This window comes from Tardiphaga sp. OK246, from assembly GCF_900188215.1.
Taxonomy (GTDB): Bacteria; Pseudomonadota; Alphaproteobacteria; order Rhizobiales; family Xanthobacteraceae; genus Tardiphaga; species Tardiphaga robiniae.
Genome location: NZ_FZOX01000001.1, coordinates 849,773 through 871,306 on the forward strand (window position 1 = coordinate 849,773; position 21,534 = coordinate 871,306).

Genomic DNA, 21,534 nt, shown 5'->3' on the forward strand with positions numbered 1-21,534 from the left:
AAGGCGATTTGTCCCCTACCGGATGGGGTCCGGAACAGGAATCTGGATTCAAAAGAACGTTGAATTTCGGAATCTAGGAGTGAATCGCGCACCGCTGCTAGAAATAGGCGGAAAATCCGGTTTCCATGCCTATTTTCAAGGGCTTAGAAAGCCCGCCATCGCAACTCACACGCGATCATCGCGCATTTCAACGATGTTGTTTTCGATTCATCGATGGTGATCGCGCACATGCGATGACGATGCATCGTCACCGCATGTGCGCGTGTTGAATCACTCAGCAGCAGCGGCGCGATGGCGCGCGCTTGCTGCGCTTAGCATGAAGTCAGACACGCGCGGCACGATTTCAGATTTGAATCGCGATCCATTGAACACGCCGTAGTGTCCAACGCCCTTCTGAACGTAATGCACACGACGCTCATCGGGGATCGAACTGCACAACATATGCGTCGCTTCGGTCTGACCGAGGCCGGAAATATCGTCGTTCTCGCCTTCGACGGTCATCAGCGCAACGTTGACGACCTTCGACGGATCAACAGGCTTGCCGCGATGGGTCATCTCGCCCTTCGGTAGCGCATGTTTGACGAACACCGTATCGACGGTCTGCAGGTAATACTCTGCAGTCAGATCCATCACCGCCAGATATTCGTCGTAGAACTCGCGATGCTTGTCCACGAGATCGCCATCGCCCTTCACCAGGTTCTCGAACAGCTTCTTGTGTGCTTCCACGTGGCGGTCGCGATTCATGCTGATGAAGCCGCTGAGCTGCAAAAAGCCTGGATAGACGTCGCGCATGATACCTGGATGCGGAAACGGCACCTTGGTGATCACGTTGTTGCGGAACCAATCCATGCCCTTTTCGGCAGCGAGATTGTTCACAGCGGTCGGATTGCGGCGCGTATCGATCGGGCCGCCCATCAGCGTCATCGACAGGGGCACATAGGGATCGTTCTCGGCTTCCATCACCGACACCGCAGCAAGCACCGGCACGGCGGGCTGACAGACGGCGAGAACATGGACGTTGCCGCCGAGCACGTGGAACATCTCGATCACATAGTCGATGTAGTCTTCGAGATCGAAGCGGCCAGCGGCCAGAGGTACCTGACGCGCATCCGACCAGTCGGTGATGTAGACCTCATGGGTCGGCAGGAAGGCCTCGACGGTACCACGCAGCAATGTCGCATAATGGCCGGACATCGGCGCCACGATCAACACGCGCGGCTGCGGTGCGCGCAGCGGACGCGGATGCTTGCGATCGAAATACAACAAACGGCAGAACGGCTTTTCCCACACCGAGCGAATCTCGATCGGCGTGCGCACACCGTTCACGTCGGTATCGTGCAGGCCCCATTCCGGCTTGCCGTAGCGGCGCGTGGTGCGTTCGAACAATTCGCAGCCCGCCGTCACCGACTTGCCGAACTCAGTCTGCGAGAACGGATTCAGCGGATTCTGAAACAGCATCCTGGTAGCGTCTGTCATCGCGCGCGCCGGATTGAGCGACGCGTAGGCCATCTCATACATCCAGTACATCGGGGTGGTCAGAGCCGGGCTCGTCTCGGACGGCAGGGCTGGCGGCCTGCCAAATTCACCTATCGGCATCTGTCCTCACTCGTTGAGCGTCTGCTTTTGCGCTGCAGTATATACTGGTGTCTGCGTAAGAAAGCGTCAATGCGCCGCACGCATGGCTTTCAGGCCATTGGCGGTAAAAACGGCGGTTATCCCTTGATAAATGGTCTTATTCGCCGCCGGAGATCAGCGTTCCGGCGCGCCTAGCGCTGTTCAAAAGCCCAAGAAATATCGCGAATGAAACAATAAACAGCACGACGTTAATGGCCAGCGCAGTCAACATCAGGTCGGCGCGGAAGGTGTGATCGAACAGCAGCGCCCGCATGCCCTCGAACACATAGGTCGGCGGCAAGGCCCAAGCGACATATTGCAGCCAGGCCGGCAGCACCGAGACTGGATAGTAGACGCAGGCCAGCGGCATCAGCCCGAACATCAGCGTCCAGACAATGCTCTCGGCGCCGAGGCCGTTGCGCAGCACCAGACCCGACACGAAGATACCGAGCGACCAGCTCGTAAAGATCAGGTTGCAGAAGAACGCGATCAGCGGCAGGCCGAGCGCGAACAGGTTGAATTTGAAGAACATTGCGAGAATCACCATCGGGATGATGCCGATGGCGAGGCGGATCAGGCTCATGATCATCAGCGAGATCAGAAACTCGATCGGCTTCAGCGGGCTCATCATCAGGTTACCGAGATTGCGCGCCCACATTTCCTCGAGGAAGGAGATGGAGAAACCAAGCTGGCCGCGAAACAGGATGTCCCACAGGATCACTGCGCCGATCAGCGTGCCGCCGGCCTGGGCGAAGAACCCGGCATTCTGCGAGATGTAATTCTGCAGGAAGCCCCAGGTGATGATCTGCAGCGCCGGCCAATAGACCAGCTCCAGCATGCGGGGCCACGACGACACCAGCAGATACCAGTAGCGCAGCACCATCGCATTGATGCGATGCATGGCGATGCCGTGTGACCGCTCTACGAGGCTCATGGCGCCTGCTCCCGGTCGCGACCGCGTGCGACGTCGAGGAACACGTCTTCCAGCGTCGTGCGGTTATAGCGCAGCAGAATCTGCTCGGGGCTGTCGTCGTCCTCGATCCGGCCCTTCTTCATGATGATGACACGGTCGCACAGCCGCTCGACTTCCAGCATGTTGTGCGACGCTAGGAGGATCGTGGCGTTATGGCCCCTGCGATAGGTCTCGATATGTCGCCTGATCCAGTCGGCGGTATCCGGGTCGAGCGAGGCCGTTGGCTCATCGAGCAGCAACAGCTCCGGCGCGTTGATCAGCGCCTTGGCCAGCGCGACACGGGTTTTCTGGCCTGCCGACAGCTTGCCGCTGGCGCGGTCGAGAAAATCGGTGAGGTCGAGATCTTCAGCCAGTTGCGCGATGCGGCCCTTGAGGTCCGGCACGGCATAGAGCTTTCCGAACACGGTGAGGTTTTGCCGGACCGTGAGCCGCATCGGCATATCGACGTAAGGGCTTTCAAAATTCATCCGACCGAGTACTTCGGCTGATTGCGCCGGCATCGCGCAGCCGAGCACCGAGACCTTTCCCGAGGTCGGCAGCGTCAGCCCCATGATCATGGCAATGGTGGTGGTCTTGCCCGCGCCATTGCCGCCCAGGAGACCGGTGATGCTGCCGCGCGCGATCTTGAACGAGATGTCGTCCACGGCGCAGTTGGTCTTGTAGAATTTGACGAGATGAGCGACGTCGATCGCCGCCGCAGCATTGCGATCAACCGTCGCCGCATGACCTGACTTGGTGTCTTCAATCGTCATTGCTGCCGTTCCATGCGGCATTGTGGCGGCGAAGGCAAGCTTGGGCGCTTCAAGTGGCCGCAGCCCGCATGGGTTTGTGGTCATCGCCCGGGGCGTCTAATGTCCTGATATGACCGATATTTCCGCCTCCGACTTTCGCCAGCCGCGCCGTTATGTTCGCCTCGACACGATCCTGCGTTTGCGCTGGCTCGCGGCGCTCGGCCAGTTGGCTGCGATCTTCGTCGTGGTGCAGGGGCTCGAATACGACGTCGCCATCATTCCCTGCGTGACGATCATCGGCCTGTCGGCGACCCTCAATCTCGTGCTGCAGACGCTGTTCAATCCGGTCCACCGCCTGGAACCGCTCTTCGCAGCTGCCCTGCTCGCGCTCAATATCATCGAACTCGCGGGCCTGCTCTACTGCACCGGCGGATTGCAGAATCCGTTCTCGTTTCTGTTTCTGGCACCGGTGCTGATCTCGGCGACGGCATTGCCGACGCGGTTCACCATCGCGCTCGGCGTTCTCGCGGCAGCCTCTGCCACCGTGCTGGCCTTCTTTCATCTGCCGCTACCATGGGACTCCGCAGAACCGCTGGTGCTGCCGCAAATCTATCTGCTCGGCGTCTGGTTCTCGATCCTGACCGCCATCGGCGTGACCAGCCTCTATGCGTTTCAGGTCACCGAGGAAGCCCGCAAGCTTTCGGACGCACTCGCCGCCACCGAACTGGTGCTGACGCGCGAGCAGCATTTGACCCAGATCGACGGTCTCGCCGCCGCTGCCGCGCACGAATTGGGAACGCCGCTCTCGACCATCTTCTTGATCTCCCGGGAGCTCGAGAAGAACATCCACAACAACCCGGAACTTGCCGATGACCTGAAGACCGTCCGCGAACAGGCGCAGCGCTGCCGCGAGATTCTGTCCAAGATCACGCAGCTGAATTCGAGCGGCGCGCCATTCGACCGCATGCCGCTCTCGCAGCTGATCGAGGAAGCGGTGGCGCCGCATCGCGACTTTGGCATTGCCATCAAGATACGTATCGCCGTCGCCAACGCCCCCGAACCAGCCGGCATGCGCAATCCGGCGATCCTCTACGGCGTCGGCAATATTCTGGAGAATGCGGTCGATTTCGCGCGAGAGCAGGTTGAAGTGAACGCCTGGTGGAATGCGGAAAGTATCGTGATCTCGATCTCGGACGATGGCCCGGGCATTCCGCCAGACCTGCTGAAGCGGATCGGCGAGCCCTATCTGTCGCGTCGGCGCCCCGCCGAGGAGGGCGAACACCGCGGCCTCGGCCTCGGCGTGTTCATCGCGCGCACGCTGCTGGAGCGTACCGGCGCCAGAGTCACTTTCAGCAATCGTGTATTTCCCGATCACGGCGCGGTGGTGCAAATCTCATGGCCACGCGATGCGTTCGAGACCGCGGACCAGTTGGCCGATGTCGACTGATACAAGTCTCACTGTCGCGTGAACGCAGCCGACAGTTGCACCTCATTGACAGCTAGACGCGTTTGAGCCAATTTTAGCTTGGTTGATACGACCTGCCGGTTGCGCCCTGAACGGGACGGTGAACGTATCGCTTCCTTTGCCGACACCCTTTGTCCGAGCGACCGGGTCAGCAACGCAACCACCTGATGCCTCCTGGTTCGCTCATGCAAAGGACGAAACAGATGCGCGATTTTCGCGATGCAAAGGCTATGGCGCAGACACTGCGCGAAAACCTCACCACCAAAGCCGTCACGATCAGTCACAGCGAAAGCCTGGAGCTGATATCGAGAATATTAGGCGTCGCTGACTGGAATACCTTGTCGGCGATGTTGCAGGTCGGTCGAACTTCGCCAGAAGTGCCGACTATCAAGCTTCAAAGCGGAATATCAAGCTACCCGGCCATTCCGCTGAGAGATCTCGTTCCATTCCCGACAGCGACCTACCCGCTTTTTGTCGGACGGGAGAAAACAATACTCGCTCTGAAAGATGCCTTCGATCGGCAGCGCGAGGTCGTGCTTGCTATTCAAAAGAACGAAACTGTTGACGAACCTGGCTTCGAGGACATCTACGACATTGGCGTTCTCGCCCAGTTGCTTGAAATTCAAAGGATTGATGACGGCACGCTCAGGGTTCTGGCACAGGGGCGTCAACGCGTCGTGATTCAGCGCTTCGTAGGCGAGACCGGCTCGTATAGAGCCGACGTTACAGGCGTGAGTGAGGGTCCGATTCCCGATGAACCGGAACTGATCCAGCAGGCAGTCAAACGGTTCGAGAGCTACATTTCGGCTCACGACATGCGCGTGCCACCGATTTGGCCGCCACTGGAGAGAACCCTCGACCCCGGACGGGTTGCCGACGTCATCGCCTCGCATATCGTCCTGCCGATCAGCGAAAAGCAGAGGCTGCTGGCGACCCTCGACCCCGTAAAGAGGCTGAAAAGCGCCGATGCACTTATCGACCTGTCGACGCTGCCACTGTCGCCCACACTTCACGCGACGCGGCGACGTGCCATCGAGTATGCCGACCAGAAAGGCCATCAATATGCAACGTTGGAGCACCTGTTACTTGCACTGGTCGATGACACCGATGCCGCGGCGGTGCTGCGGAATTGCAATGCCGATTTCGGCACGTTGAAAGCCGACCTGATCCGCTATCTCGATAAGGAACTGAAAAATCTGATGATCGAGACCGGCAAGAATGGCCAGCCGACGGCAGCATTTGTGCGTGTGTCCCAGCGCGCTGCGATTCACGCGCAGGAGCTTGGCTGGTCTGAAGTGAAAGGGTCAAACATGCTGCTGGCCATCTTTCCCGAAACAAGAAGCCCGGCTGTCCGCCTGCTGAGCGGACAAGGCATCACCCAGAAACTGGTGGCTGCCTCGATCACTGGAAACACAGGAACGGCCTGACGACGTCCGGACGTCTCAGAGTGTCGTTCACAAGTGCCGGCTTGGGCGATGGTGATCGCCCGGCCGGCAAGTGTGCGATGCGCCTTGGTTAGACCGCCGGATCGGGAAACGCCGCAGCCTGCTGCACCGCGCGGCGCTTGATGAAACCGGCCATGACCAGCGCCACGAGCCCGAGAACGACCGGCGGGAAAACCACAGCATTGACTGTCGACCAGCCGTAATTCGCGAGCAACTGGCCGGACGAGAACGAGCCTACCGCCATCAGGCCGAACACCAGGAAGTCGTTGAAGGCCTGCACCTTGTTGCGCTCCTGCGGCCGATGGGTTTCGAGCACCAGCGCGGAAGCGCCGATGAAGCCGAAGTTCCAGCCGAGGCCGAGCACGACGAGACAGACCCAGAAATGCACGGCGCTGATGCCGGCGATGCCGATCACCGCGGCGATCGCCTCCAGCGCCAGACCTGCAGCCACGACCTTCGATGCACCGAAGCGCGTGATCAGCGATCCCGTGAAGAAGCTCGGACCGTACATCGCCACGATGTGCCACTGCAGGCCGAAATTGGAATCGCTCAGCGTCAGCCCGCAAAGCTTCATCGCCAGCGGCGCCGAGGTCATCACGAGATTCATCATCGAATACGACACCACGCCGCAAATCGCGGCTGCAATGAAGCGCGGCTGCCGCACGATCTCGAGCAACGGCCGGCCACCATGCATGTCCGCAGGCGCAGGCTTCGGCGCATCCACCGTCGAGAGCAGCGCCATCGCGATCAGGGCAACGACCGCTTGCGCCGCGAAGCTCGCGGCAAACAGATAGGGCGACCAGATATCCATGGTCCATTGCACGAGTTGCGGACCCAGCACGCCGGCGAATACGCCGCCGGCCATCACCCAGGAGACGGCTTTCGGGCGATAGGACGGGCTGGCGCCATCGGCGGCGGCGAAGCGATAGGACTGCGCGACCGCGCCGTAGAAGCCGCCAAAGAATGTCGCGCAGCAGAACAGCGCGAATGACGCTTTCAGGATCGCGATGGCGCCGAGCAGCCCGCAGATCGCACCGGCGCCACTGCCGATGATGAAGGCGACGCGGCGGCCATAGGCGCGGGAGATCATGCCGACCGGCAGCGTTCCGCAGGCAAGCCCGACGACATAGACCGAGATCGGCACCGTCGCGAGCGACACGCTCGGTGCCAGCGTTGCACCAACGATGGCGCCGGTGGCGAAGATGACAGCCGAATTGGCGCCGCCAAGCGCCTGCGCCGCAGCCAGCCTGAACACGTTGGAGCGTGCGCGCGCGTCATCGTGAATCTCTGGGGTAGCCGCGTCGATCATGGGAAATCCGCCCGGATGTGGCCCGGTTCGTCCCGGGGTCTTTATTCGCCACGACTATGACGACCGCCCTGCGGCAGATCAACACACGCCAGCGCGCACGCACCATGCGCGGATCATCCGGGCAACCGGGCAAATACAAGGATCAGATTGTTGGCGGGCATCTCGATGACCTCAGCCAGCAGAAGGCCGACGCCCTGCGCGACGTGCTCCAGATCCTCGACATCGCGCACGCCCCAGTCAGGATTACCGTCGCGCAGGCTGGTATCGAACACGGCATTGCTCACGGCGGTATGTTTGCCGCCGCGCTTGAACGGGCCATAGATAAAGAGACGTCCATCCAGCCGCAGATATCTTGCTGCGCCCGCGATCAAACCTTCGGCGACGGGCCAGGGTGCGATGTGGACGACATTGGCGCAGAACACCGCGAGCAGAGCATCCGGGCCGTTGCCGTTCTCCATCTCCGGGCACCATGCCGGATCGGTCAGATCGATCCGCAGCGGCGGTCTGACATTCGTCAATTTCGCATGGGTGCGCCAGGCGGCGATGCTTTTGAGATGAGCGTCGTTGAGGTCGCTCGGCCACCAGGTAATGTCGGGCGTTTGTCCAGCGAAGTGAATGACATGCTGGCCGGTGCCGCTGCCGACTTCCACAACGTCGCCGCAAGCCTGCTGCAGGAAAGTCGCAAGAACCCGCCAGATCGCCTCGTGGTTGCGATGGAAAGCTGCGGCATCGAGCCGGCCATCATCTTCCACGCGTCGGCCATCCCGACCGAATTCGACCACATATTCCGCCATCAGGCCCTCACTGCTGCGGGCAGTATCCCGAAGTTGCCTTCACGAACAAGAGAAGAAAGAGATCGTCCAAACGCAGCCAAATGGGTTAATATTCTGACGAATACCCGATCTGAAGAAGGATCGACCACGCAGAATTGGTGCGCCTATGATCTTCCGTCAGCTGTTCGACAGTGTGTCCGACACATATAGCTACCTGCTTGCCAGCCGCCACGGCGGCGAGGCGCTGATCCTCGATCCGGTCCTGGAAAAGGTCGATCGCTATTGCCAGTTGCTGCGCGAACTCGACCTGAAGCTCGTGAAGGCGGTCGATACGCATCTCCATGCGGACCACGTCACCGGCCTCGCCGAACTGCGCGATCGCACCCATTGCGTCACCATCATGGGCGACCAGAGCAAGGCCGACGTCGTCGCCATGCGTGTCAGCGACGGCGACAAGGTGACGATCGAGGGCGTCGAGCTCGACGTGATGTATACGCCTGGCCACACCGATGACTCCTACAGCTATCTGATGGGCGACCGCGTCTTCACCGGCGACACGCTGCTGATCCGCGGCACCGGCCGCACCGATTTCCAGAACGGCAGCGCGCGGGCGCAATATGATTCACTGTTCAACCGCCTGCTCAAGCTGCCCGACGAGACGATGGTGTTCCCGGCGCACGACTACAAGGGCGACACCGTGAGCACCATCGGCGAAGAGAAGCGCTACAATCCGCGGCTGCAGGTGAAGTCCGTGGAGGACTACATCGAGCTGATGGGCAAGCTCAACCTGCCGAACCCGAAACTGATGGATGTGGTAATCCCGGCCAATATGAAGGTCGGGCTGAAGCCGGACGCGCTGAAGAAGCAAGGCCTGGCGCTGTCTCCGCGGGAGGCCATTGCCCATCTCGGCGATCCCGCCATCCTGCTGGTTGACCTGCGCGAGAGCGGCGAACGCGCCAAGCACGGCGTGCTCGCCGGTGCGCTGCATGCGCCCTACCCGTCGATATCGGACAGCCTCAAGCCCGGCGGCATGCTGCGCGAGGTCGCCACTGCCACCAAGCGCCGCATCGTGTTCTTCTGCGCCTTCGGCGAACGCTCGGCCATGGCGGTCACTGCCGCGAAGGATGCGGGGATCGACAATGCCGCACATCTGGAGGGCGGCATCGATGCGTGGAAGAAAGCTGGCGGCCCGGTGTTGGCCGCATGATATAGCGAGCAAGGCGGACCAACCCGCCACTCGACAGGGGGAGACTATAATGGCGTCGACACGATCGGCTGCGCCAATGCTGCTGGCAATGGTGTTCGCACTCTCCCTGCAACCCGCCTCCGCGCAAACCGCAGCGCAGACCCCCGCGCCAACATCTGCCGGCCCCATCGACCCAGCGTTGATGCAAGACCTCGTGGTGGCGAACCGCGTCCTCACCGACCTCAATGTGATCGATGGCTTCGGCCATGTCAGCATGCGCCATCCGACCGACCCCAACCGTTACCTGATGGGGCGCTCCGTGGCCCCGGCGCTCGTTACCGCCGACGACATCATGGAATACGACCTCGATTCCAATCCGGTCGATGCGAAGGGACGCGCCAGCTTCCTCGAACGCTTCATCCATGGCGAAATCTACAAGGCCCGGCCCGACGTCAAAGCCATCGTCCATACACATTCGCCCGGGATCATCCCCTTCAGCGTCAGCAGCACGCCGCTGCGGCCGGTGTTCCACCTCGGCGCCTTCCTGTTTCCCGACGTGCCGGTGTTCGAGATTCGAGACAGCGCCGGCATGAGCAACATGCTGGTCAGCAACGCGCAGCTGGGCAAGGCGCTGGCCAGTACGCTCGGTGACCGCAGCGTGGCACTGATGCGGGGCCATGGCAGTGTCGTCGTGGCGAGCACAATTCCGATGGCAGTGTTTCGCGCCCATTACAGCAACGTCAATGCGCAGCTGCAGTCGCAGGCGCTCGCGCTTGGCGGATCGGTGAGCTATCTGCTGGGCGAGGAAAGCCAGAAAACGCTGGCTGTGATCGACCAGATCCATGGCCGGGCCTGGGATCTGTGGAAGCGCGCCGCGCTGGAAAAGATGGCGCCCAAATAGCGACGCCGCATCAGGCCTCGTGAACCCGTACCTCGATGTCGTCATAGCCTTTGACGCGATAGACGATCACCGAGATCATCCAGCTCAGAATGAAAATCGCGATGATGAGATAGCCGAGCGCGCCGAAATTCTCGTTCAGCGCTTCGATGCCGTCCCAGAAGCTACCTGACAGATCGAGCTTGCGGCCAATCAGGCCGAGCGCCTCGACACCGCCGATCACCAGCGCCACGATCACCGACACCAGCGTGATGATCATGTTGTAATACAGCTTGCGGATCGGCTTCACGAAAGCCCAGCCATAGGCGCGCACCATCAAGACCGAGTCCGTCGCATCGACCAGCGACATTCCCGCCGTGAACAGTGCGGGAAACACGAGAATCGACCACATCGACATGCCATCGGCGCTTTGCGAGGCGGAGATACCCAGCAGCGCGATTTCGGTCGCGGTGTCGAAGCCGAGGCCGAACAGGATGCCGAGCGGATACATGTGCCAGCTCTTCGAGATCACGGCGAAGACCGAACGCAGCATGCGGCCGATGACGCCGCGCTGCGAAAGCAAAACATTGAGATCTTCATCGATGAATCGCTCACCGCGCTTCACTGCCTTGAACAGCCGATACACCGATACGAGAATGAAGATATTGGCCACCGCCACGATCAGCAGGAAGAAAGCCGAGACGCTCGTGCCGATCAGGCCGCCGATTTCCTTGAAGTCCGCGAATTTCTCCTGCAGTGCCGACACTGCCAGCGCCACGAAGATGGATGCTACGACGACCACAGTGGAGTGACCGAGCGAGAAAAACAGGCCCACGGACAGCGGCCGCTTGCCGGACTGCATGAGCTTGCGCGTCACATTATCGATGGCTGCAATGTGGTCGGCGTCCACAGCGTGGCGCAGGCCGAAGGTGTAGGCGAGCAGCGCGGTGCCCAGCAGCACCGGCTGGTCGCGGAAGGCGACCAGGGCCCATATCCAGGCCAGCACATTGGCAGGGATCAGAATGGCGTAGATGGCGATGATGCGGCCGCGCAGGTTGTCGGCGCCATCGTTGAACAGTGTGCGGATCATGGAGATTCTTGCAGTCCGGATTACCACCGGATTGTCTCAGGAAGGCCTGACGGACGCAACCTGGCCTCATTCGCGTCGAATTCGCCGCATTTCCGGCACAAAGCGATTAACTGCAGCGGCCAGTTAGGTGGCAGCAGGGGTGCCGCTTCCTATATCTACGTGATAAGAATGACACAGAGTTCGCTGCGCGCCGATCGCGCGGCCTAACCCGAGGCGTTGATGGACACCGAACAGGAACAGAAGACACCCGCAGAACTGAAGGAAATCCGGCTCGCCCGCAAGGCGGCGCAGGAAGCCGAAGGCGTGAAGGCGATGGCCGACATTGCGGCCGCCGATGTCGCCATCCGCAAGCGGACCGAGGAACTGCGCGCGCTTCGCCTTGCCAGGGAAGCCGAAGAACTGGCCAACCCGCCCGAACCCAAACCGAAAGCTACCAGAAAAAAGAAAACGAGCTGATGCCAACTGACGACAAAGCGACGAAATCCGAACGCGACGCCGCGGCCAAAGCGGTACTCGACAACATGGCCCGACTGAAGGCCATGCGCCTTGCCCGCGAAGCGGTATCGCCCCCCGCGCCGGCCAAGAAGAAGACCGCAACGAAATCGGGCAAGACGTCTTCGAGCAAGACATCGTCGAGCAAATCGGCGGAAAAAGCACAAGCCCTGGCAGCGTGGCTCGCCGATCAGCGCAGCGGCGGCCGCAGGACCTGACTATCGCAGGACCTGCTTTCGCAGGGTCTGATCTATCTCAGGCCGCGCTCGGCGCAGGCCATTCGATCATGGTACGGGTCTTGGTCGCAGAATCGTAGACCTGGATCTGAAGCATCTGAAACTGGTTCTTCAGCTTCATGCCGGCTTCTTCCGCGGCTTCGACCGTATCGTGATGGGATTTGAAATGGCCATCCACCACCAGTGAATAACCTTCGGTCGGCGCCCTGTCGGCGCGAATGAATTTGCGCGCCTGCGGTTCGTCGAGCTCTAACTTCGGTTTTTTCATCGTCACTCCAGAACAAGATTCGCCCGATTTCAAAGCGGGCAGGATTCGCCCCCGTTTACACGGTCATGCGGAAAAACACAGGGCAATTGCGGGATTACGGCAATATCTGCTTCAATCACGGTCAGAATGAGGTCAACACAAGCAATCCGGCGGGGAAAATGATGAGCGGACGAGTGGGCGGAGCCCGCGACGACAAACCGGCCAAGGACGACAAGCAAAAACCCGTCCCCGCGCCGCCGCGGCCTGACGACGACGAGGAAGACGGCGATATCGCCACACCGAAACGCGATCGCGACGACGAAGATGTCTAGCTGTGCGAAGGCATCGCTACATAAGACATCGGCGCGCCACGACTGACGCGCCGATAAATTTCAGATGGCGACGAGTCGTTAAGCTGCCTTGAGGCCGACATCCGGCAGCATCGGACGGTGACGCAGCGCCTTGGTCATGATCCCCTCCACTTCCGCCTTTTCATGCGGCAGCAGCGCCAGACGTGGCGGCCGGGTCAGTGCGGTACCGCGGCCCATGATGTTTTCGCACAGCTTGATGCACTGGACGAGATCCGGGCGCGCATCGAGATGCAGCAGCGGCATGAACCATTCATAGATCGCCATCGCCTCTTTGAGGCGCCCGGCCTTGGCCAGACGGAACAGCGTCTCGCCTTCGCGCGGGAAGGCATTGGACATCCCCGACACCCAGCCGACGGCGCCCATCGCCACGCTCTCAACGATCACGTCGTCGAGGCCGGCGAACAACACGAAGCGGTCGCCGACCATATTGCGCGTGTCGATGAAGCGGCGTGTATCGCCTGACGAATCCTTGAAGCAGACGACCGTGTCGACATCGGCCAGCGTAGCGAGAATGTCGGGGGTGACATCGTTCTTGTAGATCGGCGGGTTGTTGTAGAGCATCACCGGCAGATCGGTGGCGGTGGCGACCGAACGAAAGTGCGCGGCAGTCTCGTGCGGCTTGGACGAATAGACCAAAGCAGGCATCACCATGATGCCATCGATGCCGACGCGTGCGGCTTCCTTCGCGGTATCCACGGCAAAGGCCGTGGTGAATTCGGCGATACCGCAGAGCACGGGCACGCGGCCCTTCGCGACCGACTTGGCCGCTTCCATGATCGCGATCTTTTCCTTGCGCTCCAGCGAGGTGTTCTCGCCGACGGAGCCGCAGATGATCAGGCCGGACACACCGTCGCGGATCAGGCCGTCCATGACCTTCGCGGTGGCGTCGATGTCAAGCGACAGATCGTCATGGAATTGGGTAGTGACTGCCGGGAAGACACCTTCCCAGGAAATACGGGGACTCATGGCAAAACTCCGTGTGATGCCGGCGCGCATAGCGCGCCGGTTGATGAGGACGATGGGGTGGAATTGAAGATCAGATCGTCGCGCCGACCTTGCGCAGCTCGGCGAGCACAGGCGCTTTGGGCAGCCAGATTTTGTCGAATTCAGCGATGACGGCTTCGGTATCCTTGACGGCCACCTGACGCACCGGCACCGACGTGCCCTTGAAATTCTCGATCAGTGCCGGCTCGCCAGCAGCCAATTCGTCGATCTGCGCATCGAGCGTCGACTTCACCGCCTTGGTGATCAGCTCCTTGTCGGCGGCGGGCAGCGACTGCCAGACGCGGCCGGACACGACCGCGGCCATCGGCATGAAGACGGCATTCATCTGCAGGATCGACTTCGACACCTTGTCGAAGCGCTGGTTCCAGGAGAATTCCAGATCGGCTTCAAGACCATCGACCTGGCCGTTCGACATGGCGTCGAACACCTGCGGCGTCGGAATCGGCGTCGGTGCGGCGCCGAGCGATGAGTAGAAGTCGCGATAGACCGGCGTCGGATTGATACGCAGCTTCATGCCCTTGATGTCAGCGAGCGTGTTGAGATCCCTGACCGCGAAGACCGCGCGCATGCCGGTGATGCCCCAGCCCAGGCCAATGGTGCCGGTTTCCGCAGGAAGCACGTCGAACAGTTTGACTGCCGCCGGATGACGCACGAATTTCGCCACGGCTGGCGTGGAGCGCACGATATAGGGCGCGTTGATCGCCGCGATATGCGGCACGCGCGAACCGAGTTCGGCAGCCTGGATGAAGCCCATATCGAGCGCGCCGGTCTGCAACTGCTGCATCATCGCTGCTTCGTTGCCGAGCTGGCCGGAGTGGAACACCGTCATGGTGAGACGGCCCTTGGTCTCTTCCTTGAGCTGATCGGCGAGCTTCAGCGCAGCCTTGTTCCAGGAATGGCCGTTCGGCGTGATCAGGCCGAGACGCAGCTCCTTGGCCTGCGCCAATGCGAGCGACGGCGCAAACACCGAAGCAGCTGCCGATGCGGCGAGGAAGCGACGACGTGAGATGGTCATGACGGAGGCTCCTTGATGGGTATGGGGGCTTACTTGATGAGGGCGAGAGACAGATACGGATAGAGCGATAGCAGCACCAACAGGATGCAGGAGATGAAGAAGAACGGCAGCGTCACCATGAACATCTTGCCGGGCTTGGCGCCTGTGACGGCGGCGGCGACGAAGAAACAGAGTCCGACCGGCGGCGACAGCAATCCGAGCACGAGATTGATCACGACGACTACGCCGAAGTGACGCGGGTCGATGTGGTAGATCTCGGTCGCCACCGGCAGCAGGATCGGCACGGTCATGATCAGGCCGGGCACGCCGTCGATCACCGTGCCGATGACCAGCAGGATGACATTGCAGATCAGCATAAAGCTGATCGGATCCTTGGCGACGGTCTGGATCCAGGCCGCGGTCTCCTGCGGCACCTTGCCGAAGATCAGAACCCAGGAAAACACGGCGGCAGCGGCAACGAGAAACAGCACGATCGCCGAATAGATGCCGGAGCGCAGCATCATCTGCGGCAGCTGCGACCATTCGAATTCCTTGGTCCAGTATTTGCCGACAACGGCAGCGGCGACTGCGCCGACGGCAGCCGATTCTGTCGCATTCGCCAGACCGCCAAGGATGGAGCCGACGATAACGATGGGAATCAAAAGGGTCGGCGAGGTGCGCAGGATGGTCATCACGCGTTGTTTTGGCGTCTGATATTCAGCGCGCGGATAGTTGTAGATGTAGCCCATCAGCGCGATGACGACGCAGAACATGCCGGTCAGGATAACGCCGGGAATGATGCCCGCGATCAACATGTCGCTGACCGACACCTGCGCCAGCACGCTGTAGACCACGAACATTACCGACGGTGGAATGATCGGGCCGAGCATGCCGCCGTAGGCGGTGAGACCGGCAGCGAAGGTCTTGTCGTAGCCTTTCTTTTCCATTTCCGGGACCATGATCTGCGCCATGATCGCAACCTGCGCGGTCGCCGAACCGAGAATGGAAGAGATGAACATGTTGGCGAGGATGTTGACGTAAGCCAGCCCGCCCTTCAGTGAGCCGACAAAGGCCATCGCCATGTCGACGATGCGCTTGGTGATGCCGCCGCCATTCATAATCTCGCCGATCAGGATAAACAGCGGGATCGCGATCAGACCGTAGCTGTCGACGCCGCCGAACAGTTGCAGCGGATAGGACTGGAACAGCACCGGATTGCCGGACGCCATGATGTAAACGAAGCCGGCGAGGCAAAGGCAAAGACCGATCGGCACGCCGACCAGCATGATCACCGTGAATGCGGCGAAGGTGATCATATTAGTTCACCCCGTCGAGTTCGGAGAGCTGGAAGCCTTTCGGCGGCACCTTGGCGACGAGGCCGAGATCCTCAAGCAGGTTGGCGATGCCATGGATGGTGATCGACACCGCAAAGATCGGCAGTGTCAGATAGAGGACCCAGGTCGGCCAGTTCAGCGTCTGGGTACGTTCGGTGTAGAGGAAATTGAAGGTCTGGCCGGCGAACTTCTTCGCGTCGAAGCCCGCCTGCGCCAGGCCTATCGGATCCATCCACAGCAGGCAGGTGACGATCAGGCCGATACCGAACACGATCACCGTGCTCGTGGCGATAATCTTGAAGATCTGCTGGCTCCTGGCCGACAGGCGCTCGGTCATCATGGTGACCGCAAAGTCGAGCCGCAGGCGAGTCATAGCGGAGGCGCCGATGAAGGTCAGCCAGACCACCGAATACACCGCCGACTCATCGATCCAGTAGATCGGGAAGTGCGAATAGCGGGTGACGACATTCACCAGGATCAGCGCCGTCAGCAGATACATCAGGCCTATCAGAGCCAGCCGCTCGAAGGCCAGCAGCCTGGCGGACGCCACCAGGATGACCCGGCGGGCCCCGATGGCCGGGGCCGTCGACATCGTCTGGTCACTCATAAACTGCCCCCGCTGTCACGATTGTGATATGATTTTTGGATCGTATAATTTATACAATTTCCCTGTCAAACGCTGATTTGCACAAATTCGCGCCTTGAGGAGTTTTTGTGCGGCAGCGAAGACGGGACGAGATCTGAGATCAATCCGGCCGAAATCCAGAGAAAAGGCTCGATAAATCAATGAGCGCGCCGCTAAAGCACCGCACCCTGTCGGCCATGATCGCGGATCAACTCCGCCAGGCCATCCTCGACGGCACCCACCCGGCCGGCGCGCAGTTGCGCCAGGACGCCTTGGGCGAGGCCTATGGCGTCAGCCGGATTCCGGTGCGGGAAGCCCTATTTCAGCTTGAGGCCGAAGGGCTGGTGAAGATCGTCCCGCAGAAGGGCGCCATCGTCTCGGAACTGTCGCTCGACGAAATCAACGACGTGTTCGATCTCCGGGTCATCCTCGAGCCACGGATGCTGGCGCAGTCCGCGCCGCATTTTGTCGACAACGACTTCGCTGCACTCGACGACATCCAGCACCGCTTCGAGAAGGCGATTGCCGCCGGCAATATCAGCGAATGGGGACAGCTCAACGCCGATTTCCACATGGCGATGTATGTCCGGGCGCGGCAGCCGCGCACACAGACGATCGTGATGGCGCTGCTGCAAACCAGCGACCGCTACACGCGCATGCAACTCTCGACCACCACCGCGATGGGCATCGCCGAGAAAGAACACGCCGAACTCATCGCGCTGTGCCGCAGCCAGAAGATCGATGACGCCTGCCGTTTCCTTGAACGTCACATCGAGTCGGTGCGCGCAGACCTTTTGCGCGTCATCGGCCGCACCATTCCGAAGAGCGGCGCGGCGTAGACACGCCGCTCAGATCGCGTTGATCTCGGTCTATGCGAGCTCTTGCTCCACCAGCCCGGCGAGATAGCTCGCACCGATCGGCAGCAGATCGTCGTTGAAATCGTAGCCGGGATTGTGAACGGGCACTCCGCCCTTGTAGGCGGTGCGTTGCCCGAACATCAGATAGGCACCACGGTTGCGTTCGAGCATGAACGCGAAATCTTCACCGGCAAGAATTGGATTGCCTTCGCGCAGCACCTCGGTAACGCCCGGCACCGCCGCCGCGGCTTCTGCCGCGCGCACTGTCTCGTCGGCCGTGTTGATGGTGGCCGGATAGGCGTGGCGATACTCGATCTCCGCCGTGCCGCCGCAGGCTTGCGCGGTCAGCGTCACCGCGCGCATGAATAATTCCTCGACGCGTTCGCGCACCTCGGGCTTCAGCGTACGTACCGAGCCACGCAACTCGACCGTCTCGGGCAGAACGATGTCCGAGGTACCGCCGTGGATCTGGCCGATGCTGATGATGGCGGATTCCAGCGCATCGACCTGACGGGACGGAATCGCGTTCAGCGCATTCACCACCTGCGCTGCCATGGCCACCGTATCGATGCCCTGATGGGGATGCGCACCGTGCGAGGAACGGCCACGCAATGTCACCTTGAAATAATCGATCGCCGCCAGCGCCGTGCCGGTCAGCGCCTTGACGGTGCCGAGCGGCATGTCCGGGCTGTTATGGATCGCATAGATGGAATCGCACGGGAAACGCTCGAACAACCCGTCGTCCATCATCGCCTTGGCGCCAGCAAGCCCTTCCTCGGCCGGCTGAAAGATCAGATGCACAGTGCCGGCGAAATTGCGCGTCTCGGCAAGATATTTCGCAGCACCAAGCAACATGGTGGTGTGCCCGTCATGGCCGCAGGCATGCATGCGGCCGGCATTCTGCGAGCGGTGGGCAAAACCGTTGCCCTCCTCCATCGGCAGCGCGTCCATATCGGCCCGCAATCCAATGGCCCGGTTGCTGCCGGCAGCCTGATGGCGGCCGCGGATCACGCCGACGACGCCGGTACCGCCGAAGCCGCGATGCACCTCGATGCCCCACTCCGACAACCGCTCCGCTACCAGCGCGCTGGTGCGCTCCTCCTCGAAGCCAATCTCCGGATGCGCATGGAAATCCCTGCGCCATGCGGTCATTTCCGGGTGCAATTGGTCGAGACGTTCGCGCGGGGTCATATGCTCTCACCTTTGGGCTTGTCCTGCCCATAGGCTAGCCCGGTGATCATGCCCTCGCAACCAACTGGCCGCACACGCTGCGCGCGCCACACACTTCAGCGCTCCGTGGTGACACCAAGCAGTTGGGATTAGCGGCAGCGAGATGCGCGCCACCACATGATCGACATCGTGATCGAGCGGCCTGCCTGTGAATGCTGAGCGTTCTGGAAAATGGCACGCCATTCAGAATAAGACTGCGAACCCTTATACTGTTGAAACAGATACATAATTTCGATTGAACACCTCATGCGCCCCCGCATGCGCTCAAATGGACAGCAGCCACTCTCGTTTGGGGAAGAAGTGTCGCGGCGCTCGCGCACTCACCATCGACAGCGCGGGGTCCTGACTATCTCGCGAGAGAGTTGGTCATCGATAACGAATTGCAGCTGTCGGATGGGAGGCCTATGCTGAGCCTATAACCACGCAGCCGCCCATCGCACGGCGAGAGTCTGCAGACAAAGACCTTACGATGGATGGCTTGCATTTTGCCCCGGAGGTCACGCCATGACCATTGCTCCCACCCTGCAAAAATACCTGGCCGCTGAAAACATCCAATACGAGGTGATCCCGCACGAACTCCGCATGACGTCGTCTGGCACGGCTGAAGCATGTCATATCTCGGGCGATCGGCTCGCCAAGGGCATCGTGTTGCGGCGTGACGGCGAATATATACTGGCCGTCTTGCCCGCATCGCATCACCTCCGCCTGTCGGACCTGAGGACATCACTCGGCGACAATGTCCACATGGCCGATGAAACCGAGATCCATCAGCTGTTCCGCGACTGCGCACATGGTGCAGTTCCTGCCGTCGGTAAATGCTACGGGCTGGATATCATCGTCGACGACAGCATCCAGGCGCAGCCGGAGGTCTATCTGGAAGCTGGCGATCACGAGACGCTGCTTCATATGGGTCACGCGCAGTTTGCTCGCCTGATGGCCAACGCGCAGCACGGGCGCTTTAGCGCGCATGACTGAGAATTAGTCGGACGATCCGCGGCGACCGTCGCGGTCCCGAATGGGAAGATTATGCCGCTGCTAAACTGTAGCTGCAGCGGTGTGACGCCTCTTTACGTCTCATGCCCTGCATCGAAATCGTCTTCGAAACGCAAATGCTTGACGCTGCGGCCGCGGCGCCGCACAAGCTTCAGGGCCTCCACCCCGATCCTGATATGCCGTTCGACATAGTTCGCGGTCACCTCCTGATCCGACGCTTCGGTCTTCACACCCTCGGGAATCATTGGCTGATCGGATACGAGAAGCAGTGCGCCAGTCGAAATGTGATTGGCAAATCCCGCAGCAAAGATTGTCGCGGTCTCCATATCGATCGCCATGCTCCGTGTACGACGCAATATATCCCTGAAGCGATCATCATGTTCCCAGACACGACGATTGGTCGTGTACACGGTGCCGGTCCAATAGTCGTGACCGAGATCGCGGATCATGGTCGACACCGCGCGTTGCAACTGGAACGCGGGCAGCGCAGGAACCTCCGGGGGCAAGTAATCATTTGAGGTGCCTTCGCCCCGAATGGCCGCAATCGGTAGAACCAAATCGCCAATTTTATTTTTGCGTTTCAACCCACCGCATTTGCCGAGAAACAATACGGCTTTCGGCGCGATGGCACTTAACAGATCCATCACGGTCGCCGCATTCGGACTTCCCATGCCGAAGTTAATCAGAGTGATACCATCGGCAGTCGCGTTGGGCATCGGTCGATCAGCGCCCTTTACCAAACTGCCGTACGCCGTGGCGAACCATTCGACGTAGTTGTCGAAGTTGGTCAAGAGAACATACTCTCCGAACTCAGCAAGCGGCGTGCCGGTGTAACGCGGCAACCAGTTTTCTACGATATCCTTTTTCTCTTTCATTCCCAACGATCTCGCCCGGAGGTGTGCAACACCGCCGCCTGCCAAACTAGTGGATAGGACCGCTCCCTGTCCAATGAGACACGTTTGGATTATTTGGGTTCCATTAATCCACTTGCAACCGTGGATGGTCCGGGCCTTGCGTCGAATGCGCGCTGTTCAGGAGGGTGGATTGCAACAGCGGCCGCGTTTGTCCGGTCTGATCGCGCAGGAATGATGTTTTCTTCTGCGACCTCGCACGTAATTGATTGTATAGTTGGAGGACATGGAGGGAGGCGAGACATACTGCATTGCATCAATTCACCTGAACTCTAGGAACGGAGGTTCGCCATGAAAGTCAAAGAGGTGATGCACAAAGGTGTCGACTGGGTCAGCCCCGATACCCCTGTCACCGAACTCGCGAAATTGATGCGGGGGCATGACATTGGCTGCGTTCCGGTTGGCGAGGACGACCGCCTGATTGGGATGGTGACCGACCGCGACATTGTCTGCAAAGGGCTCGCGAGGAACAGCTTCGATGCCGGCCGCGCGACGGCGCGCGATGTGATGACCGAAGGTATCCATTGTTGCCGGGAGGACGACGATCTCGCAAAGGCAATACGTCACATGGAGAAACTGCGGGTCCGCAGGCTGCCGGTGATCAACAAGAGTAAACGGATGGTCGGTATCGTCAGTCTGGGCGACGTCAGCCATTCCGCGTCAGGTGATTTGTTGTCCGAATGCGTCAAGAGCGTTTCGGCCCATCACTGAAACACGGCCAGCGCTCCTCTTGCGATCCGGCGGAGGGGCGCGGCCGTCGGCACGATCGTCGAACA

General features: G+C 60.5%; 23 protein-coding genes. 10 read left to right on the forward strand and 13 right to left on the reverse strand.

Features of this window, described 5'->3' with window-relative positions:
- Positions 1–270 precede the first annotated feature (270 nt).
- The 3 genes from CHC01_RS04165 to CHC01_RS04175 form a co-directional block, all read right to left on the reverse strand.
- Positions 271–1,596 carry a polyhydroxyalkanoate depolymerase gene (locus CHC01_RS04165; RefSeq protein ID WP_089262721.1) on the reverse strand — a complete coding sequence of 442 codons (1,326 nt, stop codon included), beginning with the start codon at positions 1,594–1,596 and terminating at the stop codon, positions 271–273.
- 136 nt (positions 1,597–1,732) lie between these two features.
- On the reverse strand, positions 1,733–2,548 hold the full coding sequence (locus CHC01_RS04170) for an ABC transporter permease (RefSeq protein ID WP_089262723.1): 816 nt from the start codon (positions 2,546–2,548) through the stop codon (positions 1,733–1,735).
- Entirely contained in the window at positions 2,545–3,339 is a 795-nt protein-coding gene (locus tag CHC01_RS04175) for an ABC transporter ATP-binding protein (RefSeq protein WP_089263642.1), read from the reverse strand. Before CHC01_RS04175 ends, CHC01_RS04170 begins: the two co-directional genes overlap by 4 nt.
- Positions 3,340–3,448: 109 nt before the next feature.
- Between CHC01_RS04175 and CHC01_RS04180 the strand changes: the two genes are divergently transcribed.
- Together CHC01_RS04180 and CHC01_RS04185 are read left to right on the forward strand one after the other, a co-directional pair.
- Positions 3,449–4,765, forward strand: coding sequence for an ActS/PrrB/RegB family redox-sensitive histidine kinase (locus tag CHC01_RS04180; protein ID WP_089262725.1), 1,317 nt, complete (start codon positions 3,449–3,451; stop codon positions 4,763–4,765).
- A 221-nt stretch (positions 4,766–4,986) separates the two neighbouring features.
- Complete coding sequence (locus CHC01_RS04185; RefSeq protein WP_089262727.1) at positions 4,987–6,210, forward strand: LON peptidase substrate-binding domain-containing protein; 1,224 nt, start codon at positions 4,987–4,989, stop codon at positions 6,208–6,210.
- Positions 6,211–6,298: 88 nt separating this feature from the next.
- On the opposite strand, the gene CHC01_RS04190 is transcribed toward CHC01_RS04185, so the two are convergent.
- Both CHC01_RS04190 and CHC01_RS04195 read right to left on the reverse strand, forming a co-directional pair.
- On the reverse strand, positions 6,299–7,537 hold the full coding sequence (locus tag CHC01_RS04190; RefSeq protein WP_089262729.1) for an MFS transporter: 1,239 nt from the start codon (positions 7,535–7,537) through the stop codon (positions 6,299–6,301).
- A 113-nt stretch (positions 7,538–7,650) separates the two neighbouring features.
- Positions 7,651–8,331: a DUF938 domain-containing protein gene (locus CHC01_RS04195; RefSeq protein ID WP_089262731.1), complete on the reverse strand. Its 681-nt coding sequence runs from the start codon at positions 8,329–8,331 to the stop codon at positions 7,651–7,653.
- Between the two features lie 145 nt (positions 8,332–8,476).
- Between CHC01_RS04195 and CHC01_RS04200 the strand changes: the two genes are divergently transcribed.
- Together CHC01_RS04200 and CHC01_RS04205 are read left to right on the forward strand one after the other, a co-directional pair.
- Positions 8,477–9,517 carry an MBL fold metallo-hydrolase gene (locus CHC01_RS04200; protein ID WP_089262733.1) on the forward strand — a complete coding sequence of 347 codons (1,041 nt, stop codon included), beginning with the start codon at positions 8,477–8,479 and terminating at the stop codon, positions 9,515–9,517.
- Between the two features lie 49 nt (positions 9,518–9,566).
- Entirely contained in the window at positions 9,567–10,397 is an 831-nt protein-coding gene (locus CHC01_RS04205) for a class II aldolase/adducin family protein (protein WP_244558200.1), read from the forward strand.
- A gap of 10 nt (positions 10,398–10,407) precedes the next feature.
- On the opposite strand, the gene CHC01_RS04210 is transcribed toward CHC01_RS04205, so the two are convergent.
- Positions 10,408–11,463, reverse strand: coding sequence for a HoxN/HupN/NixA family nickel/cobalt transporter (locus CHC01_RS04210; RefSeq protein WP_089262735.1), 1,056 nt, complete (start codon positions 11,461–11,463; stop codon positions 10,408–10,410).
- A gap of 219 nt (positions 11,464–11,682) precedes the next feature.
- On the opposite strand from CHC01_RS04210, the gene CHC01_RS04215 reads away from it, so the two are divergent.
- Complete coding sequence (locus CHC01_RS04215; protein WP_068732887.1) at positions 11,683–11,919, forward strand: hypothetical protein; 237 nt, start codon at positions 11,683–11,685, stop codon at positions 11,917–11,919.
- Positions 11,919–12,173: a hypothetical protein gene (locus CHC01_RS04220; protein WP_089262737.1), complete on the forward strand. Its 255-nt coding sequence runs from the start codon at positions 11,919–11,921 to the stop codon at positions 12,171–12,173. The genes CHC01_RS04215 and CHC01_RS04220 overlap by 1 nt, the downstream gene beginning before the upstream one ends.
- Positions 12,174–12,210: 37 nt before the next feature.
- On the opposite strand, the gene CHC01_RS04225 is transcribed toward CHC01_RS04220, so the two are convergent.
- On the reverse strand, positions 12,211–12,459 hold the full coding sequence (locus CHC01_RS04225) for a hypothetical protein (RefSeq protein WP_068732883.1): 249 nt from the start codon (positions 12,457–12,459) through the stop codon (positions 12,211–12,213).
- Positions 12,460–12,620: 161 nt separating this feature from the next.
- Here CHC01_RS04225 and CHC01_RS04230 point away from each other — a divergent pair, with 161 nt between their 5' ends.
- Complete coding sequence (locus CHC01_RS04230; RefSeq protein ID WP_176454452.1) at positions 12,621–12,770, forward strand: hypothetical protein; 150 nt, start codon at positions 12,621–12,623, stop codon at positions 12,768–12,770.
- Between the two features lie 78 nt (positions 12,771–12,848).
- Here the strand turns inward: CHC01_RS04230 and CHC01_RS04235 are convergent, their stop codons facing one another.
- From CHC01_RS04235 to CHC01_RS04250, 4 genes are all read right to left on the reverse strand, one after another.
- Positions 12,849–13,775: a dihydrodipicolinate synthase family protein gene (locus CHC01_RS04235; RefSeq protein ID WP_089263644.1), complete on the reverse strand. Its 927-nt coding sequence runs from the start codon at positions 13,773–13,775 to the stop codon at positions 12,849–12,851.
- Between the two features lie 70 nt (positions 13,776–13,845).
- A complete protein-coding gene (locus tag CHC01_RS04240) occupies positions 13,846–14,829 on the reverse strand; it encodes a TRAP transporter substrate-binding protein (RefSeq protein ID WP_089262741.1) in 984 nt (327 codons plus the stop codon).
- Positions 14,830–14,858: 29 nt separating this feature from the next.
- Entirely contained in the window at positions 14,859–16,124 is a 1,266-nt protein-coding gene (locus CHC01_RS04245) for a TRAP transporter large permease (protein WP_089262743.1), read from the reverse strand.
- 1 nt (position 16,125) lies between these two features.
- Entirely contained in the window at positions 16,126–16,749 is a 624-nt protein-coding gene (locus CHC01_RS04250) for a TRAP transporter small permease (RefSeq protein ID WP_089262744.1), read from the reverse strand.
- A gap of 179 nt (positions 16,750–16,928) precedes the next feature.
- Here CHC01_RS04250 and CHC01_RS04255 point away from each other — a divergent pair, with 179 nt between their 5' ends.
- Positions 16,929–17,606 (forward strand): GntR family transcriptional regulator, encoded by a 678-nt coding sequence (locus CHC01_RS04255; RefSeq protein WP_089262746.1) that lies wholly within the window; start codon positions 16,929–16,931, stop codon positions 17,604–17,606.
- A 30-nt stretch (positions 17,607–17,636) separates the two neighbouring features.
- On the opposite strand, the gene CHC01_RS04260 is transcribed toward CHC01_RS04255, so the two are convergent.
- Positions 17,637–18,815, reverse strand: a complete 1,179-nt coding sequence (locus CHC01_RS04260; protein ID WP_089262748.1) for a M20 aminoacylase family protein — start codon at positions 18,813–18,815, stop codon at positions 17,637–17,639.
- 543 nt (positions 18,816–19,358) lie between these two features.
- Here CHC01_RS04260 and CHC01_RS04265 point away from each other — a divergent pair.
- Entirely contained in the window at positions 19,359–19,829 is a 471-nt protein-coding gene (locus CHC01_RS04265; protein ID WP_089262750.1) for an aminoacyl-tRNA deacylase, read from the forward strand.
- 92 nt (positions 19,830–19,921) lie between these two features.
- On the opposite strand, the gene CHC01_RS04270 is transcribed toward CHC01_RS04265, so the two are convergent.
- Positions 19,922–20,722 carry an AMP nucleosidase gene (locus CHC01_RS04270; RefSeq protein ID WP_089262752.1) on the reverse strand — a complete coding sequence of 267 codons (801 nt, stop codon included), beginning with the start codon at positions 20,720–20,722 and terminating at the stop codon, positions 19,922–19,924.
- Between the two features lie 327 nt (positions 20,723–21,049).
- On the opposite strand from CHC01_RS04270, the gene CHC01_RS04275 reads away from it, so the two are divergent.
- Positions 21,050–21,469 carry a CBS domain-containing protein gene (locus CHC01_RS04275; protein ID WP_089262754.1) on the forward strand — a complete coding sequence of 140 codons (420 nt, stop codon included), beginning with the start codon at positions 21,050–21,052 and terminating at the stop codon, positions 21,467–21,469.
- Positions 21,470–21,534: the final 65 nt, after the last annotated feature.

What these genes read in the sequence shown, in the direction of transcription:
- CHC01_RS04165 (WP_089262721.1), bottom strand. Translation starts at nt 1,596, where the DNA reads ATGCCGATAGGTGAATTTGGCAGGCCGCCAGCCCTGCCGTCCGAGACG.
- CHC01_RS04170 (WP_089262723.1), bottom strand. Translation starts at nt 2,548, where the DNA reads ATGAGCCTCGTAGAGCGGTCACACGGCATCGCCATGCATCGCATCAAT.
- CHC01_RS04175 (WP_089263642.1), bottom strand. Translation starts at nt 3,339, where the DNA reads ATGACGATTGAAGACACCAAGTCAGGTCATGCGGCGACGGTTGATCGC.
- CHC01_RS04180 (WP_089262725.1), top strand. Translation starts at nt 3,449, where the DNA reads ATGACCGATATTTCCGCCTCCGACTTTCGCCAGCCGCGCCGTTATGTT.
- CHC01_RS04185 (WP_089262727.1), top strand. Translation starts at nt 4,987, where the DNA reads ATGCGCGATTTTCGCGATGCAAAGGCTATGGCGCAGACACTGCGCGAA.
- CHC01_RS04190 (WP_089262729.1), bottom strand. Translation starts at nt 7,537, where the DNA reads ATGATCGACGCGGCTACCCCAGAGATTCACGATGACGCGCGCGCACGC.
- CHC01_RS04195 (WP_089262731.1), bottom strand. Translation starts at nt 8,331, where the DNA reads ATGGCGGAATATGTGGTCGAATTCGGTCGGGATGGCCGACGCGTGGAA.
- CHC01_RS04200 (WP_089262733.1), top strand. Translation starts at nt 8,477, where the DNA reads ATGATCTTCCGTCAGCTGTTCGACAGTGTGTCCGACACATATAGCTAC.
- CHC01_RS04205 (WP_244558200.1), top strand. Translation starts at nt 9,567, where the DNA reads ATGGCGTCGACACGATCGGCTGCGCCAATGCTGCTGGCAATGGTGTTC.
- CHC01_RS04210 (WP_089262735.1), bottom strand. Translation starts at nt 11,463, where the DNA reads ATGATCCGCACACTGTTCAACGATGGCGCCGACAACCTGCGCGGCCGC.
- CHC01_RS04215 (WP_068732887.1), top strand. Translation starts at nt 11,683, where the DNA reads ATGGACACCGAACAGGAACAGAAGACACCCGCAGAACTGAAGGAAATC.
- CHC01_RS04220 (WP_089262737.1), top strand. Translation starts at nt 11,919, where the DNA reads ATGCCAACTGACGACAAAGCGACGAAATCCGAACGCGACGCCGCGGCC.
- CHC01_RS04225 (WP_068732883.1), bottom strand. Translation starts at nt 12,459, where the DNA reads ATGAAAAAACCGAAGTTAGAGCTCGACGAACCGCAGGCGCGCAAATTC.
- CHC01_RS04230 (WP_176454452.1), top strand. Translation starts at nt 12,621, where the DNA reads ATGAGCGGACGAGTGGGCGGAGCCCGCGACGACAAACCGGCCAAGGAC.
- CHC01_RS04235 (WP_089263644.1), bottom strand. Translation starts at nt 13,775, where the DNA reads ATGAGTCCCCGTATTTCCTGGGAAGGTGTCTTCCCGGCAGTCACTACC.
- CHC01_RS04240 (WP_089262741.1), bottom strand. Translation starts at nt 14,829, where the DNA reads ATGACCATCTCACGTCGTCGCTTCCTCGCCGCATCGGCAGCTGCTTCG.
- CHC01_RS04245 (WP_089262743.1), bottom strand. Translation starts at nt 16,124, where the DNA reads ATGATCACCTTCGCCGCATTCACGGTGATCATGCTGGTCGGCGTGCCG.
- CHC01_RS04250 (WP_089262744.1), bottom strand. Translation starts at nt 16,749, where the DNA reads ATGAGTGACCAGACGATGTCGACGGCCCCGGCCATCGGGGCCCGCCGG.
- CHC01_RS04255 (WP_089262746.1), top strand. Translation starts at nt 16,929, where the DNA reads ATGAGCGCGCCGCTAAAGCACCGCACCCTGTCGGCCATGATCGCGGAT.
- CHC01_RS04260 (WP_089262748.1), bottom strand. Translation starts at nt 18,815, where the DNA reads ATGACCCCGCGCGAACGTCTCGACCAATTGCACCCGGAAATGACCGCA.
- CHC01_RS04265 (WP_089262750.1), top strand. Translation starts at nt 19,359, where the DNA reads ATGACCATTGCTCCCACCCTGCAAAAATACCTGGCCGCTGAAAACATC.
- CHC01_RS04270 (WP_089262752.1), bottom strand. Translation starts at nt 20,722, where the DNA reads ATGAAAGAGAAAAAGGATATCGTAGAAAACTGGTTGCCGCGTTACACC.
- CHC01_RS04275 (WP_089262754.1), top strand. Translation starts at nt 21,050, where the DNA reads ATGAAAGTCAAAGAGGTGATGCACAAAGGTGTCGACTGGGTCAGCCCC.